General features: G+C 70.2%; 23 protein-coding genes and 1 pseudogene. 11 read left to right on the top strand and 13 right to left on the bottom strand.

Annotated elements, in window-relative coordinates; all coding sequences use genetic code 11:
• Positions 1–75 precede the first annotated feature (75 nt).
• From CKO28_RS11895 to CKO28_RS11870, 6 genes are all read right to left on the bottom strand, one after another.
• On the bottom strand, positions 76–1,302 hold the full coding sequence (locus tag CKO28_RS11895) for a multidrug effflux MFS transporter (RefSeq protein WP_200340999.1): 1,227 nt from the start codon (positions 1,300–1,302) through the stop codon (positions 76–78).
• A 339-nt stretch (positions 1,303–1,641) separates the two neighbouring features.
• Entirely contained in the window at positions 1,642–3,183 is a 1,542-nt protein-coding gene (locus tag CKO28_RS11890; protein ID WP_200340998.1) for a protein adenylyltransferase SelO, read from the bottom strand.
• 287 nt (positions 3,184–3,470) lie between these two features.
• Entirely contained in the window at positions 3,471–3,776 is a 306-nt protein-coding gene (locus tag CKO28_RS11885; RefSeq protein WP_200340997.1) for an ATP-dependent Clp protease adaptor ClpS, read from the bottom strand.
• Positions 3,777–3,939: 163 nt separating this feature from the next.
• Positions 3,940–4,374, bottom strand: a complete 435-nt coding sequence (locus tag CKO28_RS11880; protein WP_200340996.1) for a DUF4168 domain-containing protein — start codon at positions 4,372–4,374, stop codon at positions 3,940–3,942.
• A gap of 178 nt (positions 4,375–4,552) precedes the next feature.
• On the bottom strand, positions 4,553–5,185 hold the full coding sequence (gene can / locus CKO28_RS11875; protein ID WP_200340995.1) for a carbonate dehydratase: 633 nt from the start codon (positions 5,183–5,185) through the stop codon (positions 4,553–4,555).
• A gap of 60 nt (positions 5,186–5,245) precedes the next feature.
• Entirely contained in the window at positions 5,246–6,067 is an 822-nt protein-coding gene (locus CKO28_RS11870; protein WP_200340994.1) for a helix-turn-helix domain-containing protein, read from the bottom strand.
• 248 nt (positions 6,068–6,315) lie between these two features.
• On the opposite strand from CKO28_RS11870, the gene CKO28_RS11865 reads away from it, so the two are divergent.
• The 7 genes from CKO28_RS11865 to CKO28_RS11835 all read left to right on the top strand — a co-directional run bounded on the left by CKO28_RS11865 (position 6,316) and on the right by CKO28_RS11835 (position 14,760).
• Complete coding sequence (locus CKO28_RS11865; RefSeq protein ID WP_200340993.1) at positions 6,316–8,355, top strand: CocE/NonD family hydrolase; 2,040 nt, start codon at positions 6,316–6,318, stop codon at positions 8,353–8,355.
• Positions 8,356–8,634: 279 nt separating this feature from the next.
• Positions 8,635–10,242, top strand: a complete 1,608-nt coding sequence (locus CKO28_RS11860; protein ID WP_200340992.1) for an ABC transporter substrate-binding protein — start codon at positions 8,635–8,637, stop codon at positions 10,240–10,242.
• Positions 10,243–10,481: 239 nt separating this feature from the next.
• A complete protein-coding gene (locus CKO28_RS11855) occupies positions 10,482–11,420 on the top strand; it encodes an ABC transporter permease (protein WP_338050115.1) in 939 nt (312 codons plus the stop codon).
• A 4-nt stretch (positions 11,421–11,424) separates the two neighbouring features.
• A complete protein-coding gene (locus CKO28_RS11850; protein WP_200340991.1) occupies positions 11,425–12,333 on the top strand; it encodes an ABC transporter permease in 909 nt (302 codons plus the stop codon).
• A gap of 2 nt (positions 12,334–12,335) precedes the next feature.
• On the top strand, positions 12,336–13,391 hold the full coding sequence (locus CKO28_RS11845; protein WP_200340990.1) for an ABC transporter ATP-binding protein: 1,056 nt from the start codon (positions 12,336–12,338) through the stop codon (positions 13,389–13,391).
• Entirely contained in the window at positions 13,388–14,383 is a 996-nt protein-coding gene (locus tag CKO28_RS11840) for an ABC transporter ATP-binding protein (protein WP_200340989.1), read from the top strand. The genes CKO28_RS11845 and CKO28_RS11840 overlap by 4 nt, the downstream gene beginning before the upstream one ends.
• A gap of 206 nt (positions 14,384–14,589) precedes the next feature.
• Entirely contained in the window at positions 14,590–14,760 is a 171-nt protein-coding gene (locus CKO28_RS11835) for a hypothetical protein (RefSeq protein ID WP_200340988.1), read from the top strand.
• Positions 14,761–14,808: 48 nt separating this feature from the next.
• Here CKO28_RS11835 and speE read toward each other — a convergent pair whose 3' ends face one another.
• Positions 14,809–15,660, bottom strand: coding sequence for a polyamine aminopropyltransferase (gene speE / locus CKO28_RS11830; RefSeq protein ID WP_200340987.1), 852 nt, complete (start codon positions 15,658–15,660; stop codon positions 14,809–14,811).
• 250 nt (positions 15,661–15,910) lie between these two features.
• Here speE and CKO28_RS11825 point away from each other — a divergent pair, with 250 nt between their 5' ends.
• The 4 genes and pseudogenes from CKO28_RS11825 to CKO28_RS29285 all read left to right on the top strand — a co-directional run bounded on the left by CKO28_RS11825 (position 15,911) and on the right by CKO28_RS29285 (position 18,180).
• Positions 15,911–16,870 (top strand): ADP-ribosylglycohydrolase family protein, encoded by a 960-nt coding sequence (locus tag CKO28_RS11825; protein WP_200340986.1) that lies wholly within the window; start codon positions 15,911–15,913, stop codon positions 16,868–16,870.
• Positions 16,871–17,058: 188 nt separating this feature from the next.
• Positions 17,059–17,268 carry a transposase gene (locus CKO28_RS29295; RefSeq protein ID WP_367575741.1) on the top strand — a complete coding sequence of 70 codons (210 nt, stop codon included), beginning with the start codon at positions 17,059–17,061 and terminating at the stop codon, positions 17,266–17,268.
• A 29-nt stretch (positions 17,269–17,297) separates the two neighbouring features.
• Positions 17,298–17,786 (top strand): annotated as a pseudogene (locus tag CKO28_RS29290) (IS701 family transposase); the annotation flags it as partial.
• Positions 17,683–18,180, top strand: a complete 498-nt coding sequence (locus CKO28_RS29285) for a hypothetical protein (RefSeq protein WP_367575740.1) — start codon at positions 17,683–17,685, stop codon at positions 18,178–18,180. The pseudogene CKO28_RS29290 and the gene CKO28_RS29285, both read left to right, overlap by 104 nt.
• 95 nt (positions 18,181–18,275) lie before the next feature.
• Here CKO28_RS29285 and CKO28_RS11815 read toward each other — a convergent pair whose 3' ends face one another.
• The 6 genes from CKO28_RS11815 to CKO28_RS11790 all read right to left on the bottom strand — a co-directional run bounded on the left by CKO28_RS11815 (position 18,276) and on the right by CKO28_RS11790 (position 22,316).
• Positions 18,276–19,211, bottom strand: a complete 936-nt coding sequence (locus CKO28_RS11815) for a MarR family winged helix-turn-helix transcriptional regulator (protein WP_200340985.1) — start codon at positions 19,209–19,211, stop codon at positions 18,276–18,278.
• 208 nt (positions 19,212–19,419) lie between these two features.
• Positions 19,420–20,490: a quinone-dependent dihydroorotate dehydrogenase gene (locus CKO28_RS11810; RefSeq protein ID WP_200340984.1), complete on the bottom strand. Its 1,071-nt coding sequence runs from the start codon at positions 20,488–20,490 to the stop codon at positions 19,420–19,422.
• Positions 20,490–20,882, bottom strand: a complete 393-nt coding sequence (locus CKO28_RS11805; protein ID WP_200340983.1) for a DUF952 domain-containing protein — start codon at positions 20,880–20,882, stop codon at positions 20,490–20,492. Before CKO28_RS11805 ends, CKO28_RS11810 begins: the two co-directional genes overlap by 1 nt.
• A 53-nt stretch (positions 20,883–20,935) precedes the next feature.
• Entirely contained in the window at positions 20,936–21,490 is a 555-nt protein-coding gene (locus CKO28_RS11800) for a 3TM-type holin (protein ID WP_200340982.1), read from the bottom strand.
• A gap of 58 nt (positions 21,491–21,548) precedes the next feature.
• Positions 21,549–21,710: a hypothetical protein gene (locus CKO28_RS11795; RefSeq protein ID WP_200340981.1), complete on the bottom strand. Its 162-nt coding sequence runs from the start codon at positions 21,708–21,710 to the stop codon at positions 21,549–21,551.
• A gap of 291 nt (positions 21,711–22,001) precedes the next feature.
• Positions 22,002–22,316, bottom strand: coding sequence for a hypothetical protein (locus tag CKO28_RS11790; RefSeq protein ID WP_200340980.1), 315 nt, complete (start codon positions 22,314–22,316; stop codon positions 22,002–22,004).
• Positions 22,317–22,449 lie beyond the last annotated feature (133 nt).

Here is a 22,449-nt window from a genome sequence, read left to right as displayed (position 1 = left end):
CTGCGCTAGACGGCGTTGGGGCTAACGCGCCCCTTGTATCACGGGCACGCGGTTAAACCAGCCGGGCCGGCCCCCTCAGCCGCCCTCACCGACCCGGAACAGCCGCCCGCGTTCGGTCACCAGCACGGTCGCCAGGGTGCACAGGGCGAGCACCGTGAAGCCGATCGTGACCGGCCGCACCGTGCCGTCGAACTGCGCGCCGACCAGTCCGGCAAGGCTGGCCCCCGCCGCCATCATCCAGAAGCCGACCAGCGAGGAGCCGACCCCCGCGACCCGGCCAAGCGGCTCCATCGCCAGCGCGTTGAAGTTCGGCACCACGTGGCCGAAGCAGAAGAACGTGCCGGCGCAGAACAGCGCGTACACCACCAGCGGCGGCTCCGCCGGGAAGCCGAACACCGCCATGCCGCCGCACAGCGCCAGGTACGCCAGCAGCGCCGCGTGCGACACCCGGCGCATGCCGAGCTTTTCCACGATCCGGGAGTTGGAGAACGAGGCCGCGACAACGGCGAACGCGATCGCGCCGAACAGCAGCGTGAACGCCTGCCCCAGGCCGTAGACCCGGGTAAATACCTGCTCGGCGGTGGAGACGTAGGTCATCATGTTGCCGAACATGAACCCGATGGCGAGCGTGTAGCCCACGCACTGCGGCGTGGTCAGCATGGTCTTCACCGCCGTCTTCAGCGGCACGGCGGCGCCCGGCGGGCAGGTCTCTTCCAGCCGCAGCGCCGACCACAGCGCGAGCCCGGCGCCGGCCAGCACCAGAAAGGCGAAGATCCAGCGCCAGGGCCCGAGCAGCAGCACGCCGCTGCCCAGCGTGGGCGCGATCACCGGCACCATGATGAACACCATCATGACGAACGACATCACCTTGGACATGCCGCGTCCGGCGTAGCGGTCGCGCACCACCGCCATCGCGACGACCCGCGGGGCGGCCGCCCCCAGCCCCTGGATCACCCGGCCGATCAGAAGGGTGACGAAGTCCGGCGCCGCCGCGGCCAGCAGGCTGCCGACGGCGTAAACCAGCAGGCCGGTCATCAGGATCGGCTTGCGGCCCAGCCGGTCGGACAGCGGGCCGGCGTAGAGGTGTCCGGCGGAAAAGCCGAACAGGTAGACGACGATCACCAGCTGGGCGGCGTTCGGGTCGGCCAGCTGGAAGGCGCGCCCGATCGCCGGCAGGGCCGGCAGCATCATGTCCAGCGACAACGCGGTCAGCGCCATCATGCCGGCAATCAGCACGATGAATTCCGGGAACGCGATCCGGCTTTCCGCCGGCCGCGCGGGCGTGTCGGTCGCCTGGGTCATGAAACGCGTGGAATCCGGGTGGCGGACAGAGGCGCGGCGGCGCGCTGCCGCACCTTATGGCACGAACCGCGCGCGCTACCAAAGTCGCGCCGCGCAACCCTGTGTCCACCCTTTCGCCGGGTGTACGTCCCGATCGGCGTCGGGCGTACGGGTGTACGTCTGCCGCGGCCGACCGGCGCGGATCAGGCTGTCTGCCTGTGGCAACCGCCGTCAGGCATCCGTCGGCAGGGCCGCGGCCGGCTCAGGATGCAGTTGTGTCCCTTAAAACAGCCCGCTTCCTGCTGAGCAGGCGCGGCAGGCGCCGTGTCGAACCCCGCCCGACGGGGCCCGCAGGCCCGCTTACGTCCCGCAGAAGGTGTTCCGGACGATCTCGTTCTGCGCCGGCGGCTGGGCGAGGTCGGCGTGCTCGGGATGGTCGGCGAACGGCTCCGCCAGCACGGTCAGCAGCGCGTCCAGCGGGCTGTGGTCGCCGGCCAGGATGCCGTCGTAGGCGCGGTAGACGTGGTGCTTGCGCAGCACGAAGGCCGGGTTGACCGCGCGCATCGCGGCCTTGCGGTCGCTGTCCGCCCGCGCCTCGCGCGCGAGGCGCGGGCGCCACTGCTGCGCCCACGCGTCGAACGACGCGGGATCGCGGAACAGCGCCCGCAGTTGCTCGTCGTGGCCCGTATCCGCGCCGTCGGCGTCCGACAGCCGGCGGAAGGTGAGCGTGAAGTCGGCGCTTTCCTCCGCCATCCGGCGCAGCAGGTCGAGCGCCAGGTCCACATCCCCTTCCTGCTCGGTCTGCAGCCCGATCTTGGCGCGCAGGCCGGCGTTGAAGCGGGCGTCGAACGCCGGCTCGAACGCGCCCAGCGCGTCGTAGGCCGCCTGCTTGCCCTGCTCGGTATCCTCCGAGAGCAGCGGCAGCAGCGTCTCGGCGAAACGGCAAAGGTTCCAGTGCGCCATCTGCGGCTGCTGGTTGAAGGCGTAGCGCCCGCCCATGTCGACGGCGGAGAAGCAGGCCGCCGGGTGGTAGCTGTCCATCCAGGCGAACGGGCCGTAGTCGATCGTCTCGCCGACGATCGAGACGTTGTCGGTGTTCATCACCCCGTGGATGAAGCCGACCAGCATCCACTGCGCGACCAGGTCGCCGGTGCGCCGCGTGACTTCCTGGAGCAGAGCGGCGTACGGGCTATCGGCCGCCTTCAGTTCCGGATAGTGCCGGTCGAGCACGTAGTCGGCGAGCTGCTTGACGCCCTGCTGGTCGCCGTTCCGGGCGAAGTACTCGAAGGTGCCGACGCGCACGTGGCTGGTCGCCACCCGCGCGATCACGCCGCCCGGGCGGATGTCCTCCCGGATCACCCGCTCGCCCGTGGTGACCATGGCGAGGGCGCGCGTCGTGGGCACGCCCAGCGCGGCCATCGCCTCGCTGCCCAGATACTCCGCGACCACCGGGAACAGCGCCGCGCGGCCGTCGCCCATCCGGGAAAACGGCGTCTTGCCCGCGCCCTTCAACTGGACGTCGCGCTTGACCCCGTTGCGGTCGGTCAGCTCGCCCAGCAGCACGGCGCGGCCGTCGCCCAGCTGCGGCACCCAGTTGCCGAACTGGTGGCCGGCGTACGCCTGGGCGATCGGATCGGCGCTTTCGGGCACCCGGTTGCCGGCGAACACCTGCAGCGCCGCGTCGGTCTCCAGCTGATCCGGATCCAGCCCGAGCTCGCGGGCCAGCGTCCCGTTCACACGCAAGAACTTCGGGTCGCGCACCTGGGCCGGCTGCACCCGGGCGTAGAAGCGCTCCGGCAGACGGGCATAGCTGGTCTCGAAGCCGAAGACGTCCGGCCTGTCGCGTGCACCGTCCTGCGTGCGGTCGGCGGGGCCGGCGGGCTGCGCGTCGCTGAGCGCCATGACGGTCAGGCCTTTCCTTGCCAGTTGGATCGGGCAGATACCCGAGCTGGAATGTAGGCCTCTTGCTGTGAAAACAAAACCGCCGGGCACCCGGCTATTATGACACGACCCGGCGGAGACCATGGCTCTCGCAACTGCGCCAAGGGCGGCCGTGTTTGCCGATTCCCCGATCGCGCCTCTGGTGACAGCGCCGTACTGAGGCGCGATCCGAAAACATCGCGCCGCGAAGCATCCGGTCGACGCCCCAGTCGGCACCCCCGGTGGGCGTGTGTGCCGCCGCCCGCGCGCTACTCCTCCGGCTCGGTCGAGAGCATCAGCGGATGGCCTTCCTGCCGCGCCATCTCGCAGGCTTCCTGCGCCTTGGTCTCGGCGATGTCCTTGGCATAGACGGCGACCAGCGCGGTGCCCTGCTGATGCGCCGCCATCATCACGCTGTAGGCCTTGGATTCGTTCATCCCGAACACGCTGTACAGCACTGCCACGACGAACTCGCGCGGGGTGTAGTCGTCGTTGTGCAGCAGCACCTTGTACATGCGCGGCCGCGCCGTCTTGGTGCTGGTCGTGGTTTTCGGGGTGACGACGTCTTCACTCATCGCACGAACCCGGCTTGGATACCGAGGCGCCTGGGCGCCCGACGTGGGGGCACGCCGGTCGATCGCGGGCGCGCCGCCGGCCGCGCCCACGCCGATAACGCGCACCGGCGCGGCCGCACGGGGACAGAGCGGGCTTACCCCCTCGGTCCAACCGGCCCTGATCCTACTGGCCCTGACCCTGCTGCTGGGCCTTCATCATGCCCAGCACCTTCCGGCGCAAGTTCTCGTCTTTGCGCGCGTCCTGCGCGATCTGCTGGTACTCGCGGCTGCTGATGCCCTCGGTCGCGGCGATCTCCTGCTCGACCGCCTGGCGCGCCTGCATCCGGACCTTCTCGAACTGCGCGCGGTCCTGGTTCTGGCGGGCCTGGCGCAGCTGCGGCCGGTACTCCTGCATCACGGTACGCACCTTGGCCGCGGCCACGGCGAACGATTCCAGCTTGGCGTCGGAGTAGTCCGGCGTCTGCTGCTGCGACGGCTGGCCGGAGCCCTGGTTACCCGAGTTCTGGGCGGCGGCCGGACCGGACACACCGGCGACGGCGAGGCCCGCCACGGCGGCCAGCGCGATGGCGAGGGCGCGCAACGGGGAGCGGCTGGTCATGGAGACTCTCCTTTCAAGGTCAGTCTCGGTTGGGGGCGATCCGACGAGCGCCCGGCGGAACACCGGCCGGCGCGCAGCGGCGGCCGGCACGGGACGGCACGGCACGGCACGGCACGTCTGCGCACCAACGTTGGGTCGAACACGGCGATCGCAACCGTTAGCATGTGAGATTCCGGTTTCAGCCGTGCGTGAGACGGGCGGCCAGATGCAAGTCTTCCGGCCGGTTGAGCGTGCAGCCGAGGTCGCGCAGCCGGCCGTCGCCCAGGCCGTAGATCCAGCCGTGCACCGAGACCCGCTGTCCGCGCCGCCAGGCACCCTGCACGATCGGCGTTTGGGCGACGTTGGTCGCCTGTCGGACGACGTTGATCTCGCACAGCCGGTCGGCCCGCGCCGCCTCGCCGTCGTGGGCGGCCAGGTCCTCCGCGTGCTGGTCGCACAGGCCGCGCAGCGGCTCCAGCCAGTTGTCGATCAGCCCCAACTCGACCCGCCGCAGCGCCGCGCGCACGCCGCCGCAGCCGTAATGGCCGCAGACGATCACGTGGCGCACCCGCAGGATCTCCACCGCGTACTGCAGCACCGACAGCATGTTCAGGTCGGACGCGACCACCAGGTTGGCGACGTTGCGGTGCACGAACAGTTCGCCCGGATGCAGATCGACGATCTCGTTCGCCGGCACCCGGCTGTCGGAACAGCCGATCCAGAGGTACTCCGGGCTCTGCTGCTCACTCAGCATGCGGAAGTAGTCGGGGTCTTCCGCATCCTTCTGCGCCGCCCAGCGGGCGTTGTTGTCGAGCAGGTCCTTCAGCGACATGGCCTGCCTCCTGCTTAGCCGTCGTGTGTCTTGACGCGCCCCGGCCGACGCGCGGCGGCGCTACAGCTCGTCGACCTCCAGCAGGTCGCCGCGATCGCCCAGGTCGTCGCGCACCCGCGTCCGGATCGCCGGGTCCAGGCGCTCGGACTCCAGCTCGAAGATCCCGCAACTGCCCAGCGCCGCGCGCAGGTCGGGCGTCCGGCCCAGATACTTCAGCAGCACCTTGCCCGCCGTGGGCTTGCGTCCGCGCACGGTGGGCGCCCCGGTCTGGATGCCAATGACCACCGTAATCGGGTTCTCGTAGCTGGGATACAGGATCAACTGGGTGATCGAGGAGCCCAGCAGCGACTCGTGCTCGATGACGTAAATCCGGTCGCCCAGCAGCAGCGCCGAGCCCTCGTACTTCATCACCGTGCGCGTCGCGCCCGGCCGGGGCGGGCGGATCGCCTCCATGGTCTTCCAGGTGTACTCGTCGCCATGCCGGCCGATCGCCGCCAGGGAGACAGTGACGTAGCCCGGGTAGCCGCAGGCGTAGGCGATCCGCAGGTAGTACCCCAGATACCGGTCAAGCCCGCCGCGGCTGCGCTCGACCAGCCGGGCGTAGACGCCGAGCGGCCCCTGCCGGCCGAGGCTCACGCCGCGCGCGCTGCCGGGCGCGGCGGCCAGCTCGGCGAAGCGCGCGGGCGGCAAGTCCAGGTCGTCCGGCTGGATGCCGAAAAAGTCCGCCAGACGCCGGCGGTTGTGACGCGAGGGACGGACCTGCCCGCTCAAGTATTTGTTGAACTGCTGCCGGTTGATACCCAGCCGCCGGCATACCTCGGAGATCGAGGGGTAGAAGCCGCACAGGTAGCGCAGATTTGCTGCCCAGGGCGGTTCGCTCATCAAAGCCCCTCAAGGTGCGTCAGGTTGCGACAGGACCTGCATAAGCCAGTGAACTTGCCCTGTCACGCCGTTTCGGCCCTGAGCAAAATCGATGAAGGTCGGGTCGACCTTCATCGTGAATTTTGCTCTAACTGCTTGAAGAGAGAGCAAGATTCAGCTGAAAGGTGGGTTCACCTTTCAGCATCTTGCTCTAGCATCGGCGCCAGCCGACCCGATGCAAGACGCCAACCGGACAGTCTGGAGACCCGATGCGCCGAGTGACCGACTTCCCCAACGCGGTCGAAGAACACCGACACGTCGCCGTGCCGATGCCCGACGGCACCACCCTGTCCGCCCGTCTGTGGCTGCCCGAGGATGCCCACGCGGCGCCGGTTCCCGCGATCCTGGAGTACATTCCCTACCGCAAGAACGACGCCACCTACCCGCGCGACGCGGAGGTGCACCGCTACTTCGCCGGCCACGGCTACGCCAGCGTGCGTCTGGACATCCGCGGCAGCGGCGAATCCGAGGGCATCCTGACCGACGAGTACACCGAGCAGGAGCTGCAGGACGGCTTCGACGCCATCCAGTGGCTCGCCCGGCAGCCCTGGTGCTCGGGCAAGGTCGGCATGATCGGGATCTCCTGGGGCGGCTTCAACGGCCTGCAGGTCGCGGCCAAGCGCCCGCCGGCGCTGTCGGCGGTGGTCTCGGTCTGCTCGACCGACGACCGCTACGCCGACGACGTGCACTACATGAACGGCTGCCTCTTGAACGACAACTTGTCCTGGGCATCGACCATGTTCGCCCGCAACACCGCCCCGCCCGACCCGACGATCGTGGGCGAAGACCGCTGGCGGGCGATGTGGCTGGAGCGCCTGGAGCACACCGGACACTGGCTGATCCCCTGGCTGACCCACCAGCGCCGCGACGCCTACTGGAAGCACGGCTCGGTGTGCGAGGACTTCACCGATATCCGCTGCCCGGTGATGGCGGTCAGCGGCTACGCCGACGGCTACGTCCGCTCCGTCTTCCGGCTGCTGGAGAACCTGGACGTGCCGCGCAAGGGGCTGGTCGGCCCGTGGGCGCACAAATACCCGCACCTGGGCCGCCCGGGCCCGGCGATCGGCTTCCAGCAGGAATGCCTGCGCTGGTGGGACCGCTACCTGAAGGACACCGACAACGGGGTCGACCGCGATCCCATGCTGCACGCCTACATCCAGGACCCGGCTGAGCCGCGCCCGGACTACGACGAACGCCCGGGCCGCTGGATCGCCGAGGATGCCTGGCCGAGCGCCAACGTCCAGACCGCACGCTACCTGCTGACCGCGGCGGGGACGCTCGCTGCCGCGGACGGCGCCCACGCGGCGGCGCGCGAAGAGACCGTGCTCGTCCACCACTCCCCCGGCTGGGTCGGCGGCCAGGGCGGCAAGTGGTGTTCCTACGCCAACCCCGGCGATCAGCCGGGCGACCAGCGCCCGGACGACGCCGGCAGCCTGGTCTTCGACACCGCCCCGCTTCAGGCGGACGTCGACGTCCTCGGCCAGCCGGTCCTGGACCTGACCTTCAGCGTCGACCAGCCGGTGGCGATGATCGCGGTGCGGCTCAACGACGTGCACCCGGACGGCCCGGTGACTCGCGCCACCTACGCTCCGTTCAACCTGTGCCACCGCGGCGGGCACGAGACGCCGGAGAAACTGGAGCCCGGCCGGCGCTACCGCGTGCGCGTGCCGCTCAAGCACGTCGGCCAGCGCTTCGCCGCCGGTCACCGCATCCGGGTGGCGATCTCGACCGGCTACTGGCCGCTCGCCTGGCCGTCGCCGGAGCCGGTGACGCTTTCGCTGGTCGCCGGGACGACCGCGCTGGAATTGCCCGCGCGCACGCCGCAGCCGGACGACGGCACCCGCACGCCCGTGCTGGAGCCCGAGGCCGCCCACGGCGCCGAGCGCGAGGTGATCCGCCCCAGCAGCCACCGCTGGCAGATCACCGACGCGATGGAAAGCCGCCGGCGGACCGTCTACATCAGCGAGGACTACTCCAAGGCCTACCAGCCGGCCAACGACCTTACGCTGGGCTACCGTGGCGACGAGTGGCTGACCCTCGACGGCGATGCCCCCACCAGCGCCACCGGTACGACCCAGTGGTGGGTCGCGTTCGAGCGCCCCGGCTGGGACGTGCGCACCGTCACCTCGACCAAGCTCACCTGCGATGCGGAGAACTTCTACGTCGAGGCGGAGATGACCGCCCACGAGAACGGCGAGCAGGCGTTCCACAAGACCTGGCAGCGCACGATCCCGCGCGATCACCTGTAGGCTTGACCCGGGTTGCCACGGCGGGTGCGCGGCGTCGACCCCGTGCCCGATGCGCCGCCGCAGCCGTGCGGTACCTTTCGCACCCTGACGCAGATGCAGCGTCACGTGGCGCACAACACAGAACGCCTGCGAAATTGCACGCCGCACGGCCATGCGTTCACAGTTCCCGTCCGTGCACACACGACATAGCATCGGCGGTCCGCCCGGCCGCGCGAACCGGGCGACCCTGCGGGACATCTACCGCCCCGGCACCAGACCACTCGGGAGGCTCAAACAGCTATGACCGATCAAGACATCCGCTTGCCCAAGGCCGCGCTCGACCGCCGCGGCTTCCTCAAGGGCACGGCCGCCGTCGGCGCCGGCGCGATGCTGGCGAACATGCCGATCACCCGCCACGCCTTCGCCCAAGGGGCCAAGGGCGGGACCCTGCGCGCCCGCGCCTACGCCGACATCGACGCGCTGGACCCGGGCTTCTATCAGAACGCCTACAACGTCGATGTGATGAACTGCATCTACTCCAAGCTGATCCACTACAAGCCCGGGCGCGAGTGGGACTGGGAACTGCAGGCCGCGGAGAGCATCGAGCAGGTGGATTCCACGCACATCCGCTTCAAGCTGCGCGAAGGAATGATGTTCACCGGCGGCTACGGCGAGATGACGGCGGAGGACGTGAAGTTCTCCTTCGAGCGGATCATCCAGCACGACAGCCCGGTGAAGGGCGACTGGGGGCCCCTGGAGCGCGTCGACGTGGAAGATAAGTACACCGGCGTGATCGTGCTCAACGAGCCGTTCCAGCCGCTATGGAACATCACCCTGCCCTACGGCTGCGGCCACATCGTCTCCAAGAAAGCCGTCATGGAGGCGACGAAGAACGGCGGCAACTTCGGCATGGAGCCGCCGTGCTTCTCCGGCCCCTATGTCCTGGCCGAATGGAAGCCCGACCAGTACGTCAAGCTGACCCGCAATCCGGATTATACCGGTCCGGACGAGGTCGCCTTCGACGAGATCCGCATCTTCCCGATGGACGACGAAAAGACCGCGGAGATCGCCTACGAGGCCGGCGACATCGACTACACCGGGATCAGCCTGGCCTCGCTGAACCGCTACAAGCAGGACAAGCCGGACAACACCACGATCCGCGAGCACCCGTCGCTGTATTACGTCTGGATCGGGATGAACACGGACCATCCCAAGCTGAAGGACAAGCGGGTCCGTCAGGCGATCCAGTACGCCATCAACGTCCCGCAGATCCTGCAGGCCGCTTATTTCGGCCAGGCCGAGGTCGCCAACGGCATCGTCGCGCCCGGCCTGATCGGCCACCGGGAGCGGACCATCGTGCCGCCCGAGGGCAACCAGGCGAAGGCGAAGCAACTGCTGGCCGAAGCTGGGGCCGAAGGCCTGGAGGTCACGGTCGACACCCTGAACGCCTCCAAGTGGAAGACGATCGCGGAAATCGCGCAGGCCCAACTGGCCCAGGTCGGCATCACCCTGCAGATCAACGTGCAGGATTCCGGGTCGTTCTGGACCCTCGGCATGGAGAGCGAGGGCGACCGCTGGAAGGATCTGCAGCTGATCATCAACCGTTTCTCCATGGTCCCGGACCCGTACTACGCCACGCAGTGGTTTACCTGCGAGCAGGTCGGCGTGTGGAACTGGGAGCGCTTCTGCAACGAAAAATACGACAAACTTCACAACAAGGCGGTCAGCGAGACCGACCCCGAGAAGCGCGACCGTATGTACCGCGAAATGCAAGACATCATGGAGGAGTCCGGCGCCTACCGCTTCCTGACCCACGAGGGCAGCCCGATCATGTACCGGAACACGATCGTCGAACCGGCCACGCGCCCGGACGGTCGCCCGCTGTACCGCTACGCGAACAAGGCGTAGACGCAGGCGACCGTCCCGGCCGTCCGCGCCGGCAACGGCCGCTTCGGAGGGTCCCTCTCCCTTGAGGGGAGAGGACAGGTGAGGGTGAGACTCCTCGCCGTGACGCCGGGGAGTCCCACCCTCACCCTCCCACCGGCCTGCGGCCGGCGGGCCCCTCCCTCTCCCCTCAAGGGAGAGGGGATGGGTCGCGCGACCTGCCGACCCTCACAGCCCCCTCCACAGCAGCGAGCGTGCGAACCGTGTGGATCTACTTCACGAGACGTCTGTTTCTGGCGCTGGCGATCGTCGCGGTGGCGGTGACGCTGCTCTACGTGATGATCCACGCCGTGCCGGGCGACCCAGCATCGATCATGCTGGGCCCGCGCGCCACGCCGGAATTGAAGGCCGAGCTGCGCGCGAAGATGGGCCTGGACGAGCCGCTGCCGATCCAGATCCTGGGCTTCTTCGGCGACCTGCTGCGCGGCGATCTGGGCACCGACGTCTTCACCGGCCGGGAGGTCGGGCAAATCGTCTTCGAGAAGGTGCCGTTCACGGTCACGCTGATCGCCACGTCGATCGGCTGGGCGGCGCTGATCGGCATTCCGCTCGGCTGCTATTCGGCGATCCGGCGCAACACCATCGTCGACAAGGTGACGGGCGTGCTCTCGGTCAGCACGATCGCGATCCCCTCTTTCGTGATGGCGATCTACGCGCTGTTGATCTTCGCGGTCTGGCTGAAGGTGCTGCCCGCGATCGGCGCGGGCGCGGGCGGCTTGCTCGATACGCTCACCCACCTGATCCTGCCGGCCTTCGCCGTCGGCGTGTCGTGGGTCGGCTATCTGGCCCGGGTGGTGCGCGCCTCGATGCTGGAGGTGCTGGGCGAGAACCACGTGCGCATGGCGCGCGCCTTCGGCCTCCCGGAGAAGCGGATCGTGTTCCGCTACGCCCTGCCGATCGCGGTGCTGCCGACGATCACGCTGATGGGGGTGGGCGTGGCCTACCTGCTGTCGGGCGCGGTGTTCGCGGAGGTGGTGTTCGCCCGCCCGGGGATCGGGGCGCTGATCGTGGATGCGGTCGACAGCCGAAACTACCCGGTGGTGATGGGCTGCGTGGTGGTCACGACGACCCTGTTCGTCGCCGCGACCACGCTGGCCGACCTGATCAACGCGCTGCTCGATCCGCGCGCACGGGAGGGCTGAGGCCATGCGTACCAGCGATACCACCGCGGCCGAAGAGAGCCGCGCCGAAGCCGACACGGTACGCGGCGCCGGCGCGCTGCTGCAGACATGGCGTCTGCTGCGCCGCGACCAGTTGGGCATGCTAGGCCTGGTGCTGGTCGTGATCATGGTCGGCAGCGCGATCTTCGCCGACCTGATCGTGCCCTACGACCCGACCCAGATCATGGTCGGCCCGCGCATGGCGCCGCCGTCCTGGGACCACTTGCTGGGTACCGACCACCTGGGCCGGGACACCCTGTCGCGCGTGATCGCGGGCGGCCAGGTCGCCTTTCTGGTGGCGCTCGCCTCGCTCGGCGCGGCGCTCAGCTTCGGGCTGCTGCTGGGCCTGACCGCCGGGTTCGGGCCGCAGTGGCTCGACAACGGCTTCCTGCTGCTGTTCGACGGCGTCCGCGCCTTCCCGGTGATCATCTTCGGGCTGGCGACCGTGACCCTGCTGGGCCCCAGCCTGTGGACGGTGATCTTCGTCGTCGCGGTGACCTCGATCCCGATCTACGCGCGGATCGTGCGCACCCAGACGCAGGCGATGAAGAACAACGAGTTCATCGTCGCCGAGCGCGCCATGGGCGCCGGCACGCCGCGCATCCTGGGGGTGCACGTGCTGCCCAATGTGATCGGGCCGCTGCTGATCCTCGCCTCGATGGACGTGCCGCTGGTGATCACGACGGAAGCGGGTCTGTCGTTCCTGGGCATGGGCGTGCGCCCACCCACCCCGTCCTGGGGCACGATCCTGAACGACGGCTACAGCTACATCCGCAACTCCCCCTGGCCGGTGATCGCCGGCGGCATCCCGATCGTGATCACCACGCTCGGCTTCACCTTCCTGGGCGAGGCGCTGCGCGACATCTTCGACCCCAAGCTGCGCAAGGACCTGTAGCCATGGCGAACGCCAGACCCACGTCCGGCGGCCCGGCGACCGGGTCCGCCGGCGCCGAGCCGCCGCTGCTCTCCGTGCGCAACCTGTCGCTCGACTTCGGCAGTCCGAAGGGCCGCGTGCACGCCCTGCGCGACGTCTCGCTGGAGGTCCCGAAGGGCCGGATCGTCGGGATCGTGGGCGAAAGCGGCTGCGGCAAGTCCACCCTCGCCTCCGCGATCATCCGGCTGCTGGCGGCCAACGCGGAAGTCGTCGGCGGCAGCGTGGAATTCGAGGGCCAGGACCTGATGGCCCTGTCGGAGCGCAAGATGCGCGACCTGCGCGGCCGGCGCATGTCGATGATCTTCCAGGACCCGATGACCGCGCTCAATCCGGTGCGCACGATCGAGGCGCAGATGCTGGACATCCAGTACCGCGAGCCGGCCGACGAGCAGGAGAAGCGCCGCCGGGCGATCGCGATGCTGGATACCGTCGGCATCCCGGACCCGGCGAACCGGCTAAAGGCCTACCCGCACCAGTTCTCCGGCGGCATGCGCCAGCGCATCTGCATCGCCATGGCGCTCTTGGTCGAGCCGGCGCTGGTCCTGGCGGACGAGCCGACGACCGCGCTCGACGCCACGCTGGAGGTGCAGATCGTCAACCTGTTGAAGCGCCTGCAGGCGGAGATGGGCTGCTCGGTGATGTTCGTCTCCCACCACCTGGGCACGGTCGCGGAGCTGTGCGACGACGTCGTCGTGATGTACGCGGGCGAGGTCGTGGAGAGCGGCCCGGTGCGCGATATCTTCCGCAACCCGGGTCACCCCTACACCCAGGCCCTGCTCGCCTGCGATCCCGGCCGGATCAAGCAGAAGACGCGCGAGCTGCCGACCATTCCGGGGGAAGTGCCGAACCTCGTCAGCGTGCCCCACGGCTGCATCTTCAAGAGCCGCTGCCGCGAAGTGCACGACCGCTGCGAGGCGGAAGTGCCGGGCGTGCACCCGGTGAGCAACGAGCGCCACCGCGCCAAGTGCCATCTGCGCGAACCCGGCAAGGCGGCAACCCGCGCGGAGGCGAAGGCATGAGCGATCTGCTGACCGTTCGGGACCTGCGCGTGCGCTTCCGGGTGGCGAGCCCGGTCAAGGCGCTGATGACCGGCATGAAGGACCCGTTCATCGACGCCGTCTGCGGGGTCGACTTTGGAATCGCCGAGGGCGAGACGCTGGGCTTGGTCGGCGAATCCGGCTCCGGTAAGTCGACCATCGCGCGCGCGGTCATGGGCCTGGTGCCCGCGGCCAGCGGCAGCGTGACCTTCGACGGCCAGCAGCTGGTCGGCCTGCCCAACCGGCAGTTCAACAGGGTCCGCCGGGACCTGGCGATGATGTTCCAGGACCCGGTCGGCTCGCTGTCGCCGCGCCTGACCATCCGCTCCCTGGTGACCGAGCCGTTCCGCATCCACGGCGCGGGCGACCGGGAGCTGGACCAGGAGGCCAAGCGCCTGCTGGAGATGGTGGGCCTGAGCGCGGACTTCGGCCGGCGCTTCCCGCACCAGCTCTCCGGCGGTCAGGCCCGGCGGGTGGGCGTGGCGCGCGCGCTCGCCATGGACCCCAAGCTGATCATCGCCGACGAGCCGACCGCCGGCCTCGACGTCTCGGTCCAGGGCGAGGTGTTGAACCTGCTGGCCCGGCTGCAGCGCGAGCTGGGACTGTCGATCCTGATCATCACCCACAACCTGAACGTGGTGCGTCACATCACCGACCGCATGGCGATCATGTATCTCGGCCGGTTCGTCGAGCACGGGCCCACGGAGCAGGTCTTCCACCACCCGCGCCACCCCTATACCGAGGCGCTGCTCTCCGCGAACCCGGAACCGGACCCGGACGCGGCCAGCTCGCGGGTGGAGATCTCGGGCGAAGTGCCGTCGCTGATGAACCGCCCGACCGGCTGCGAGTTCCACACCCGCTGCCCCTACGTGGGCGACCGCTGCCGCCACGAGGCGCCGCCGGTCACCCAGGACGACCACGGCCGCGCCTTCACCTGCCACTACCCGCTGGGCGACCGCCAAGCGGCGGAGTGAGGGCGACGCGCCGGGGCGCACTGTCCTCGCGCGCCGCCGTGGGTCGGCACGGAACAGGTCGAGACCGCGATCCGACGACACGTCGGAGCCGCTTTACCTGGCGTCCGCTGAGCGCGTGTGTGCGGACGTCGTCGACTTGGACGACTGGGGTGCAGGGCTACACAGCCTGGCCCGGTTTCGGGACCCGAACATCGACGACCAGGCGGTTGCCGACCAGGCTTGGCGCCCGCGGCTTGGGCCTGCAGCCGGTGTCCGCCTATTACCTCGATACGCCCCGCGAACGGGGCCTGGTCCTCGGCTTCGCGAACGTCGAGACAGACGACGCCGAAGGCTGTATCCGGCAGTTGCGCCACGCCATCGACACCACGCTCCAATAAACACCGGCCTGCAAACCTGGGCGTTCTCGACGCTCGTCGGTCGTCAGCCTACCCCAGCAGCCGTTTCATCCACTCCGGCAGGGCGAAGGCGGCGGCGTGCATGTCGGCGTTGTAGTAGTCGGTTTGGATGCCGCTCGCCTCGACCGCGCGGCGCAGCGATGAGGCGTCGGCCGTTCCCAGGTCGAGGCCGTTGGCGCCCCAGGTGAGCGCCATGAATCCGCCGGTGTAGGTGGGCACCACCGTGACGTAGACGCCGGCGTCCTGGAACACGCCCTGCAGCAGCTTGTGCGTCTCGGTGAGTTCGTCGCCCTGGTAGAACGGGCAGCCGGTCTGGAACACGCCGACGCCGCGGCCTGCGAGCGCGCTTTGCAGGCGGCTGTAGAAGTCGTTGGCGAACAGGCTCTGCGCCGGGCCGACCGGGTCCGGGCGGTCGGCGATCGCGAGGTCGTAGGTCCCCTCCGCCGTGCGGCCCAGGAACTCGAACGCGTCCTCGGGGTAGAAGGTCAGGCGCTCGTCGTCGAACGCGCCCTTGTGGACGTGGCCGAAGAACTCCTTGGCGACATCCACCACCTCGGCGTCGATGTCGACCAGGTCGACCCGCTCGACGCCCGGGTGCTTCAGCACCTCCTCGGCGACCGCGCCGTCGCCGCCGCCCACGATCAGCACGCGCTTGACCGCGCCGTGCTCGAACACCGGCGGGTGGACCAGCATCTCCGAATACGCGCTCTCGTCCCGGTCGGTCAGCTGCAGGATGCCGTCCAGCACCAGCACCCGGCCGTTGGCGACGCTGTCGAACACCTGGATGTGCTGAAAGGCGCTTTCCCGGTCGACCAGCGGGTCGCCCTGGAGGTGCAGCATCTGCTCGTAGCCGGTGTGCAGGGTCTCCCGGAAAGTGCGCATGGCAAGCTGGCTCCCGATCAAGGCAGCGAGGGAACGGACAACGCGGGCCGGGCCGCTGGCCCGCGGATCGGCGTAGAACACGGCCCGCTGGGGGTCAAGGTCGCGCCCCCGCCCACCTCGGGGGGCGAGCGGGTTGCATGGCGGTCCGCGCGCACGCACGATTCCAGCAGGGCCCGTGGGCGACGGGCACGTCGCGAACAACACGGACCAGCAAGGTCCCAGGCCACCCGATCTTGTTGGGGAGGATGCCTTGGCGGCAAGCGAAACCCTGCGCGACCGTGCGGTCGGCGCGCTGCTCGGCTGCGCGGTGGGCGATGCGATCGGCGAGCTCGCGTTTACCCACGCCAGCAAGGATCGCCTGCAGGCCGCGGTCGCGCGCGCCCAGCATCTGGTCTACACCGACGACACCGCGATGGCGATCGCGGTGGCCAACGCGCTTGTTGAGGACGGCCTGATCCACGCCCAGGCGCTGGGCGACCGCTTCGCCCGCGGCTTCCAACTGGAGCCCTGGCGCGGCTACGGACCGGGCCCGCCCGCAATCTTCAAGACGGTGGCCGAGACCGGCCGCGCGTACGAGGAGGTTGCGCGCGAGCTGTACGGCGGCGAGGGATCGCTCGGCAACGGCGCGGCGATGCGGGCCGCCCCGCTCGGGGTGGCCTACCGCGACACCGAGCGCTTGCCGGCCGCCTGCGACACCGCGAGCGCGGTCACGCACGCCCATCCGGTCGGACGCGACGCCGCCCTCTTGGTCGCGCGCGCGGTCGGCCAGGCGATCGAGGCGGCCATCGAGGGCCGGCGGATCCGCCCGCACGCGCTCGCGCAGCACCTGACCGACGGCTGCCGCAGCGAGGAGATGCGCCACAAGATGCAGGCGGTGACCGACTATCTGGAGGCGGGGGCGCAGGCCGAGGCGGTCGCCGATGCGGTCGGGCGCAGCGTCTCGGCCCCGGAAAGCGTGCCGTTCGCGGTCTACGCCTTCCTCGCCACGCCGGACGACTTCGAGGCGTGCCTGGACACCGCGGCGCTGCACGGCGGCGACCGCGATACGCTGGCCGCGATGGCCGGCAGCATCGCCGGCGCCTATCTGGGCGAGCCTGCAATTCCCGCCCCCTGGCGCAGCCGGATCGAGCACCGCTGCCAACTGCGCGAACTCGCCCGCCGCCTGGCCGACGCGTTCCCGGACAGCGCCCGAGCCGCGGCGGCGCAGTAAATATTTATTCCCGTCTTCCACTGGGAGGAGGGGCTAGTCTTGCTGAGTCGCAAAATCCGGATCGTTTTTCCGCGCTTCCCGCAAGATGTTGTGGTGGGTTTGAGGATTCGGTCCAGGGGCGGGAGGCGACGGGGGATCTGGGGTGGGATGAGGGAACGGCAGCGCGGTTTGCAGGCTATGTCGAGGGCGTGGCGAAGTGTCTGGGCCACCAGGATCGGGTCGATCCCTTCCGGCGCTATTGCACGCGGCTGTTGCTGCCCGGCGCGCGCAAGTCAGTCGAGCCGATGGCGGCCCGGTTGCGCCCGGATCGCACGGCGCCGGAGCATCAGGCCCTGCTGCACTTCGTGGGCCAGTCGCCTCGTGGGCCAGTCGCCCTTGGGACGCCGGCGGCCTGCTGAACGCGGTGCGCGCGGCGGTGCTGCCGGCGATGACGGCGGCAGGTCCGGTGCGCGCCTGGATCGTCGACGACACCGCGTTTCCCAAGAAGGGCACCCATTCGGTGGGCGTGGCCCGGCAGGACTGCGGCCAACTGGGCAAGCAGGAGAACTGTCAGGTGGCGGTGTCGCTGTCGGTGGCCGCCGAGGCGGCCTCGCTGCCGATCGCCCGGCAGCTCTACCTGCCCAAGGCGTGGAGCGACGACCTGCCGCGGCGCGCCAAGGCCAAGGTGCCCGCCGGGGTCGCCTTTCGCACCAAGCCCCAGATCGCCCTGGGGCAGATCACCGCGGCACGGGCCGCGGGCGTGCCCGCCGGGGTGGTGCTGGCCGCCGAGGCGCTGGCCCGCCCGGACGCTGCCCGCCGAGGCCTGGCAAACCGTGGCCTGGCGCGACGGCACGAACGGCCCGCTCGCGGGGCGCTTCGCCGCGGTGCGCGTGCGCCCGGCCCAGGGCGACCATCGCCGGGCCACCCCGCGGCCGCCGCACTGGCTGCTGATCGAATGGCCCCCCGAGGAGACCGACCCCAGCGGCGTCTGGCTGTCCACGCTGCCCGAGACCACCCCACTCGCCGACCTCGTGCGCCAGGCCAAGGAGCGCTGGCGAATCGAGCGCGACTATCAGGAGCTCAAACAGGAACTCGGCCTGGGCCACTACGAGGGCCGAGGCTGGCCCGGCTTTCACCACCACGCGGCGCTGTGCGTCGCCGCCTACGGATTCCTGGTCGCCGAACGGGCGGCTTTTCCCCCCTCAGGACCTGCCCCCGCCGGGCGACGCCAAACGCCTGGACTTCCCAAAAGTGGACGACCCGACCGCGCCCCCGCTGCGACCGGAACGCCACGTCCGAACCTCCATCGCACCCCTGCGCCGGCACGTTGAACGGGCGCTCGCGCGACTGCTCCCGCGATGCCCCAGTTGCCACCAATGCCTACCCGCCGCGCCCCCAAACCGGTTACGCTTATGACGCAGTAAGACTAATGCCGGGTGGCGTTCTCCGGCGCTTCCTCCTCGTCGGCGAGCCGTTCGGCGAGGTCGAGCAGGACGCGCTCGGCCCAGGCCGCGCCCTCGTCGTCCAGGCGCGCGAACGAGCCGACCACCTCGTCCAGCGGATCGTCGGTCAGCACCTGCTGGCCGGCCTCGGTCAGCTCGATCGGGCCGCGGAAGCCGCGCTTCACCAGATAGCCCTTGCCGACCAGCGTGGACACGGTGGTCGACGCGGTGCCCATGGTGGTGCGGTGCGCCTTGGCGAAGTCGCTGAGCGAACGCTTGTCGCTGGCCGCCAGCTTGAAGTAGCGCAGCGCCGACCACTGCGCGGGGTGCATGCCGCGGTGGTAGTTGCGCTGCAGGTAGCGGCGCATCACCGATTCCAGCAGCAGCGCCAGCCGGTAGGGCCGCGAGACGGAGATCCCCTCGCCGCGCTCCAGGTCGCCCAGGGAGCGCTCGAACGCGACGTAGACCTGGGGATCGTCGTCCGCGCCGGTCAGCCCGGCCGGCCGCGGCGAGCACACGGCCATGATCTCGGCGAAATACGGCGTGCCGTCGCCGCGGTAGTTCAGCAGGACCGTGCCGGCGTGGCCGTCGCTGTGCAGCCGCTCGACGAAGTTGCGCGCCATCTGCCGGTCGGTCTCCGGCCCCTGCAGGATGCTGGGCGAGCGGCCGACCAGGTGGTCGCGCGTGTAGCCGCACATGTCGCAGAACGCGGTGTTGCAGTAGAGGATGTCGAAGCCGCTGCCGTTCGGCCGGCTGCCGGTCACCAGCATCGGCACGTCGAGATCGTCGCCGTGATCGAACAGCGTGTCGATCATGCTGGGCTGCTCCGCCAGCACGTTCGCCAGCACGCTGGCTGCATGCGAGATCGTCGTTCCCTCGCTGGGCGAGGCGCCCGTGGTCGCCGGATTATGTTGGTTCATGGTTATACCGTGCCCGTTGTTCCGTATGGCATTCGCCGCGTCACGCGCCTGCCGCCGCGCGCATGTGCGACCTTACCATTCGCTACGTTAGCACTGCTTAGCGCCCGGCCGGTTGATCCGGAGCAAGTGCTGCCTGGTTTTTTACAGTCGCGGTCAAACCGCCCCGTGTTTTGACTGCGATAAGTTTGCATCCCAAAGCGGCGGGAATTCAAGTCCTGCCAACGTCCCGGCCGCGCGCTTGCGCGATATCGGCGAAACCGTCGCGCGCCAGCAGCCCGGCCAGCTCGGCCTTGATCCGCGCCACCGCGGCCGGGCCGTCGTAGATCAGGGCGGTATACAGCTGCACCAGGCTGGCCCCGGCGCGGATCTTGGCGTAGGCGTCGGCCCCGCTGGCGACCCCGCCGACGCCGACCATCAAAAGTCGCCCCTCGGTCCGCCGGGTCATCTCGGCCAACAGCTCGGTCGACGGCTCGAACAGCGGCCGGCCCGACAGCCCGCCGGTCTCCGCCCGGGCCGGGCTTTGCAGGCCGTCCGGGCGGGCCATCGTGGTGTTGGAGACGATCAGGCCGTCCAGCTCCAGCGCCAGCGCCACCTCGGCGATGTCGGCGCGGTCCTGCGCGCTCAGATCCGGGGCGATCTTGAGCAGAAGCGCCGGCGGGGCGTCCGCCATCAGCTCCCGGCGGACCGCCTGCAGATGGCCCAGCAGCCGGGCCAGCGTGTCCTTGCCCTGCAGCGCGCGCAGTCCGGGCGTGTTCGGGGAGGAGACGTTGATCGCGAGGTAGTCGGCGTAGCGCGACAGCCGGCGCAGGCCGGCCTCGTAATCCGCCTGCGGATCGGTGCTGGTCTTGTTGATGCCGAGGTTGACGCCGACCACCCCGCGCCCGCCGGTGCGCCGGTAGCGCCCCAGGTGGGCGTCGGCGCGGTCCAGGCCGCCGCTGTTGAAGCCCAACCGGTTGACGATCGCCCGGTCGGCCGGCAGCCGGAAGATCCGCGGCTTGGGATTGCCCGGCTGCGGCCGGGGCGTGACCGTGCCGACCTCGACGAACCCGAAGCCGACATCGAGCAGGCCGGCAACCGCCTCCGCGTCCTTGTCGAAGCCGGCGGCCAGCCCGAGCGGATTGGCGAGATCGCGGCCGAACGCGCGCACGGCCAGGCTCGCCGGATCGCCGCCCGCCAGCTTCGGCCCCAGCCCGCGTTTCAGCGCGGCGATCGCGAGGTCGTGCGCGCGCTCCGGCGGCAGCCGGCGCAGCAGCGGCGCGCCCAGGTCGGCGAGCGCCATCAGCCGGCGCCATCCGGCCGGGCCGCGCCCGGGTCGGCGGTACCCGGCCGGGCGTGCGCGGGAAGCACGTGCCGGCCCGCGGCGTCGAGCGGCAGGTCGTGAACCGACCGCACGACGGCGGGGTCGAGCGCGGCGTAAAGATGGGGGAACAGCGTGCGATCGCGCGATTCCTCCCACACCAGCGCATCGCCCAGCGCGTCCGCGGCGACCTCCAGCAGGCACAAGCCCGGCTGCCCGGCGAGGTGCGTCGCCAGCGTGCCGGCCAGCGTGCCCGGCGTGGAGAAGTGGATGAAGCCGTCCCGCCGGTCGAGCGGCCCGCCCCGGTAAACCCCCTCGGCCCGCGCCGCGCGCCAGGCTTCCCAGGGGCAGACGTGAAAGATCACCGATGCCATGACGGGCCGGAGCCTAGCGGAGCCGACCGCGGATGGAAACGGGTGGCACGCCGCTACCCCTTCGCGCCCGTCAGCGGGGCCAGCAGGCGGTCGAGCAGGCCGGGGTCGGGGGGCTGGCCGGCGGCGATGCGCTTGTCCTGGCTGCGTTTGGCGACGTTGATGCCGAGCACCGACAGCGCGACGCCCCAGATCACCGACAGGTGGGTGGTCGCGGCCAGCAGCTCGCCCGCGAACTGCGGCGTCATCACGATGGCGTAGGTCAGGCCGCCGGTCTGCGCGGTCCAGGCGAGCGCGACCGCGTAGCCGAAGGTCGGCCGCCAGCGCCGGACGTAGGGGTCGCTGCTCGACGCCTCGGTGCGCATCGTGCGGTTGATCTGGGCCAGCACGCGGGTGTCGCGCCGGGCCTCGATCTCGGCCATGCGTTCGACGTGGCGGTTGGCGGCGGCGAGCTGCTGGGTGTCGATCTCGCCGCGGTCGAGCTTGCCGCCGACATCGTCGAGCGCGTCGGCGGCGGCCTTGGCGGTCGGGTCGTCGATCACGCGCAGGCCGCTGGAGACCAGCTTGCCGAGCAGCGGGATGCCGACACTGGCGAGCAGGGCTGGAATCATCGGGTTTCTCCTGAGCGGGGCCGCGCACGCCGCCCCTGGGTGACGGAATCAGCGGGGATCACGGGTAGAAGATGAAGTCGCCCAAGGTGCCGCTGGGCATCCGCCCGCGCGCCCAGCCGGGCAGCACGTCGGCGTGGTGATAGCGGGTGGCGCCCGCCGCTTCCGCCGGCACGGCCGCCCCGGCGAGCGCGCGCCGCACGATCCGGCGGCATACCGCCATGTGCGGGTCGGCGATGTCGGGATCGGCGGCCGGCGGCGTTGGCGCCGTGGGCGCGCCGGCCCAAACACGCGACCAGCACGGCGGCGAGCGCTTCCAGCACCCGCACCAACTCGCCGCGGTGGCGGGCGTGCAGACGCCGCGCCAGCCAGTCGGCCAGCTCCGCCTGGCTGGCGGGGCGGTCGACGTGCGGGATCAGCGCCGGACGGCCGGCGGGGCGCAGCGCCACCGCCGGCGCGCGGCGCACGGCACCCGGCGTCCCGCCGGGGGTCGGGCCGGGCGTCCGCGGGCCGGTCACGGCCGGTCCCCGATCGCCGGCCGGCCGAAGCCGAGGCAGTCGAGCTTCTTCTCGATGCGCACCAGGTGCGCGGTCAGGCGCCCCTCGCTCTCCCGCAGCGCGGGGATCGAGGCGTAGCTGGTCGCGACGTCGACCTTGAAGGCGGCCAACTGGTCGCGGGTACCGCTGTCGGTGACGTCCAGCCGGCTGGCGACGCGGTCGAGCGCGTCCTGCGACTCCCGCCGCGCGCGCCAGATCAGCACGAACAGCCCGGCCAGCGCCGGAAGTTCGACGGCGGTGATCCACCAGATCGGATCGAAGGTCCAGGTCATGAACTAAGGACACGCCCAACGATAACAGAATCGGTATGGCTGTCTTTGGGTGCGGCGGTTTGACTCGGGCGGGCGGGATTCCCGTTCACTGGGAGGTATCGTAAGTATGCCAGATGATCGACCGGCGCGGGAT

Origin of the sequence: Rhodovibrio sodomensis (genome assembly GCF_016583645.1) — a bacterium.
GTDB classification, from domain to species: Bacteria; Pseudomonadota; Alphaproteobacteria; order Kiloniellales; family Rhodovibrionaceae; genus Rhodovibrio; species Rhodovibrio sodomensis.
The sequence above is the reverse complement of the archived record's forward strand: the minus strand, read 5'-3'. Positions and strand labels throughout refer to the sequence as shown.

Bases quoted from the DNA above. Each gene is read 5' to 3' on its own strand.
- CKO28_RS11895 (WP_200340999.1), bottom strand. From the start codon at position 1,302: ATGACCCAGGCGACCGACACGCCCGCGCGGCCGGCGGAAAGCCGGATC.
- CKO28_RS11890 (WP_200340998.1), bottom strand. From the start codon at position 3,183: ATGGCGCTCAGCGACGCGCAGCCCGCCGGCCCCGCCGACCGCACGCAG.
- CKO28_RS11885 (WP_200340997.1), bottom strand. From the start codon at position 3,776: ATGAGTGAAGACGTCGTCACCCCGAAAACCACGACCAGCACCAAGACG.
- CKO28_RS11880 (WP_200340996.1), bottom strand. From the start codon at position 4,374: ATGACCAGCCGCTCCCCGTTGCGCGCCCTCGCCATCGCGCTGGCCGCC.
- can (WP_200340995.1), bottom strand. From the start codon at position 5,185: ATGTCGCTGAAGGACCTGCTCGACAACAACGCCCGCTGGGCGGCGCAG.
- CKO28_RS11870 (WP_200340994.1), bottom strand. From the start codon at position 6,067: ATGAGCGAACCGCCCTGGGCAGCAAATCTGCGCTACCTGTGCGGCTTC.
- CKO28_RS11865 (WP_200340993.1), top strand. From the start codon at position 6,316: ATGCGCCGAGTGACCGACTTCCCCAACGCGGTCGAAGAACACCGACAC.
- CKO28_RS11860 (WP_200340992.1), top strand. From the start codon at position 8,635: ATGACCGATCAAGACATCCGCTTGCCCAAGGCCGCGCTCGACCGCCGC.
- CKO28_RS11850 (WP_200340991.1), top strand. From the start codon at position 11,425: ATGCGTACCAGCGATACCACCGCGGCCGAAGAGAGCCGCGCCGAAGCC.
- CKO28_RS11845 (WP_200340990.1), top strand. From the start codon at position 12,336: ATGGCGAACGCCAGACCCACGTCCGGCGGCCCGGCGACCGGGTCCGCC.
- CKO28_RS11840 (WP_200340989.1), top strand. From the start codon at position 13,388: ATGAGCGATCTGCTGACCGTTCGGGACCTGCGCGTGCGCTTCCGGGTG.
- speE (WP_200340987.1), bottom strand. From the start codon at position 15,660: ATGCGCACTTTCCGGGAGACCCTGCACACCGGCTACGAGCAGATGCTG.
- CKO28_RS11815 (WP_200340985.1), bottom strand. From the start codon at position 19,211: ATGAACCAACATAATCCGGCGACCACGGGCGCCTCGCCCAGCGAGGGA.
- CKO28_RS11810 (WP_200340984.1), bottom strand. From the start codon at position 20,490: ATGGCGCTCGCCGACCTGGGCGCGCCGCTGCTGCGCCGGCTGCCGCCG.
- CKO28_RS11805 (WP_200340983.1), bottom strand. From the start codon at position 20,882: ATGGCATCGGTGATCTTTCACGTCTGCCCCTGGGAAGCCTGGCGCGCG.
- CKO28_RS11800 (WP_200340982.1), bottom strand. From the start codon at position 21,490: ATGATTCCAGCCCTGCTCGCCAGTGTCGGCATCCCGCTGCTCGGCAAG.
- CKO28_RS11795 (WP_200340981.1), bottom strand. From the start codon at position 21,710: ATGGCGGTATGCCGCCGGATCGTGCGGCGCGCGCTCGCCGGGGCGGCC.
- CKO28_RS11790 (WP_200340980.1), bottom strand. From the start codon at position 22,316: ATGACCTGGACCTTCGATCCGATCTGGTGGATCACCGCCGTCGAACTT.